The organism is Microvirga zambiensis WSM3693 (assembly GCF_016735695.1).
GTDB lineage: Bacteria > Pseudomonadota > Alphaproteobacteria > Rhizobiales > Beijerinckiaceae > Microvirga > Microvirga zambiensis.
The window spans coordinates 1-2,167 of record NZ_JAERQD010000167.1 but is presented as its reverse complement, the minus strand read 5'-3'; the positions used below and the strand labels follow the sequence as shown (position 1 = coordinate 2,167).

The window sequence follows — 2,167 nt, the reverse complement described above, 5'->3', positions numbered from 1 at the left end:
ACTGGCGTCGCCACGGGCCACTGATCTGACGAACCAGGAGGGGCCGACCTATCTCAAGCCGTTAAGTTGACGATGCCCTGCTGGCCTTCTTCGACTGGCCGGCTGAGCACTGGATCCATCTGCGAACAACGAACCCGATTGAGAGCGTGTTTGCGACCGTGCGGCACCGCACCGTGCGCACCAAGGGCGCGCTGTCTCCAACGACTGCTCGCCTGATGGTGTTCAAACTCATCATGGCGGCTGCGAAAACCTGGCGCCGGCTGATGGGTGAAAACCAGTTGCCGAAGGTGATCGCTGGTGTCAGATTCCAGGACGGCAGCGAGGTCATCCCGCTGCCGACAAACAGCGCCGCCTGATCGGCCCCATCACCTAAATTCCGTCATAGCTGTACCCGATACTCAGCGGGGTGAGCGGATCGTTGCGATGCTGGCTCTGCGCGATCAGACCGTCACCCGGTCCGCTCTCATCGCCCATGGCCGCCAGGCTTTGCCGCTGTTCAAGGTGCCGCGGGTCTATGGGGTCGTCACCGACTGGCCGCTGACGCGCTCGGGCAAGACGGATCTGGAAGCCTTGCGCGAGGCCTGGCGCCAGGGCGGTTACAAGGCTCTGCAATGAACCGCGTGTTCCTGATTGCGGCCCGGCGCATTGCCGTCATCCCGCGTGGTGGCGCCTTTGCCGGGTTTGAGGCGCACGAACTGGCCGCAGGACCCATCCGCGCAGTGCTCGATGATGTCGGCGTCTCGGCCGCACGGGTTGATGAGGTCATTCTCGGCAACGCTTTGTATGGCGGCGGAAACCCAGCCCGCCTTGCCGCGCTCGCCGCCGGCTTGCCCGAAGCGATCCCCGCCATGACGCTCGACACCCAATGCTGCGCAGGCTTGGATGCGATCCTGGCAGCGGCGACCCGTATTCAAGCCGGCGAGGCAAACCTCATCGTGGCGGGGGGTGTGGAGAGCTATAGTCGCGCGCCCATGCGAATCAGGCCTCCGAAAGGTCCTGACGACGAGCCCCGATCGTACGAGCGCCCTCCCTTCACGCCGTGGTCTGATCAGGATCCGGACATGATCCCGGCGGCAGCCGCCTTAGCGGAAGAACTCGCGATTCGGCGTACCGATCAGGAAGCGTTCGCCGTGGCGAGCCACGCCAAAGCCCTGAGCGCGCAGCACGTCGGCGAGATTGTGCCGCTCGGGGGTGTCACGCGGGATGCCTTCCCACGCCAGCTGGCACCGGCTCTCTGTCGTCGGCTGCCAGTGCTGGCCGGTGACACGGTGCATGGAGTGACGGCCGCGACGGTGGCCGTCGAGGCCGACAGCGCCGCCATTGTTCTTGTGGCCTCCGCGTCCATCGCTCAACACGTGGATCGCACGGTTTTGGAAGTGCTCGGGGGAGCCAGGGTGGGCGGTGATCCAGTCCGGCCCGGCCTTGCGCTGATCCCGGCGGCCCGTAGGCTGCTTGACCGCCAAGAGGCCACGGTCTCTGAGCTGTCGCGCGTGGAAATTATGGAAGCTTTCGCCGTACAGGCGATGGCTGGGATCGCAGCCTTGGGTCTCGACGCAAGCCGCGTCAACTGTGGCGGCGGCGCCCTTGCGAGGGGGCACCCCATTGGCGCTTCAGGCGCAATCCTGGCCGTTCGATTGTGGCATGAGATGGCGCAGTCGAGGGTTGGTGGCTTCGGACTTGCGGCGATTGCGGCTGCCGGAGGGCTGGGAAGCGCACTTTTCCTCCACTCTCTTTTCCTCCACTCTTCTGGAGATCGCCATGGGTGAACCTTTGCGCGTCAAGCAAGCGTCGGATCTCGGCCAGTTTCTGCATCAGCCGCTTGGTCCGACCCAATGGCATCAGGTGGGACAGGATACCATCAACGCCTTTGCGGCGCTGACCAACGATTTGCAATGGATTCATGTTGATTCGTCTCGCGCCGCTCATGAATTAACCAGTGGGCGAACGATCGTTCCGGGTCACCTGCTCCTCGCCCTCCTGCCGTCCTTGATCCGGGAGACCTATCTCGTCACGGAGGTCCAGAGCGGCTGGCTTGCAGCCCTGCGGTATGTGCGATTCCGGCAGGCAATCGCATGCGACGCGCCGTTCCGACGTACGCATCCGAGGAACACCGCGGGATCAGGCCTCGCGCGTTGATGGGATCGTTGCTAACGTTGGTGCAGGTTTA

At 64.2% G+C, this 2,167-nt stretch carries 3 protein-coding genes and 1 pseudogene; all 4 read left to right on the top strand.

The features are described from left to right. Nucleotides 1-71: 71 nt before the first annotated feature. Nucleotides 72-356 (top strand): annotated as a pseudogene (locus JKL46_RS34615) (transposase); the annotation flags it as partial. Further along, nucleotides 298-615, top strand: a complete 318-nt coding sequence (locus JKL46_RS36515; RefSeq protein WP_201842965.1) for an AMP-binding enzyme — start codon at nucleotides 298-300, stop codon at nucleotides 613-615. The pseudogene JKL46_RS34615 and the gene JKL46_RS36515, both read left to right, overlap by 59 nt. Then, nucleotides 612-1,766, top strand: coding sequence for a thiolase family protein (locus tag JKL46_RS34605; RefSeq protein ID WP_201842963.1), 1,155 nt, complete (start codon nucleotides 612-614; stop codon nucleotides 1,764-1,766). The genes JKL46_RS36515 and JKL46_RS34605 overlap by 4 nt, the downstream gene beginning before the upstream one ends. After that, the gene (locus tag JKL46_RS34600; RefSeq protein WP_201842961.1) at nucleotides 1,759-2,136 is read left to right on the top strand and encodes a MaoC/PaaZ C-terminal domain-containing protein; all 378 of its coding nucleotides are present in this window, start codon (nucleotides 1,759-1,761) and stop codon (nucleotides 2,134-2,136) included. The genes JKL46_RS34605 and JKL46_RS34600 overlap by 8 nt, the downstream gene beginning before the upstream one ends. The last annotated feature ends 31 nt before the right edge of the window (nucleotides 2,137-2,167 follow it).

Excerpts from the sequence above, each read along its gene's own strand:
- JKL46_RS34605 (WP_201842963.1), top strand. The coding sequence starts at position 612 with ATGAACCGCGTGTTCCTGATTGCGGCCCGGCGCATTGCCGTCATCCCG.
- JKL46_RS34600 (WP_201842961.1), top strand. The coding sequence starts at position 1,759 with ATGGGTGAACCTTTGCGCGTCAAGCAAGCGTCGGATCTCGGCCAGTTT.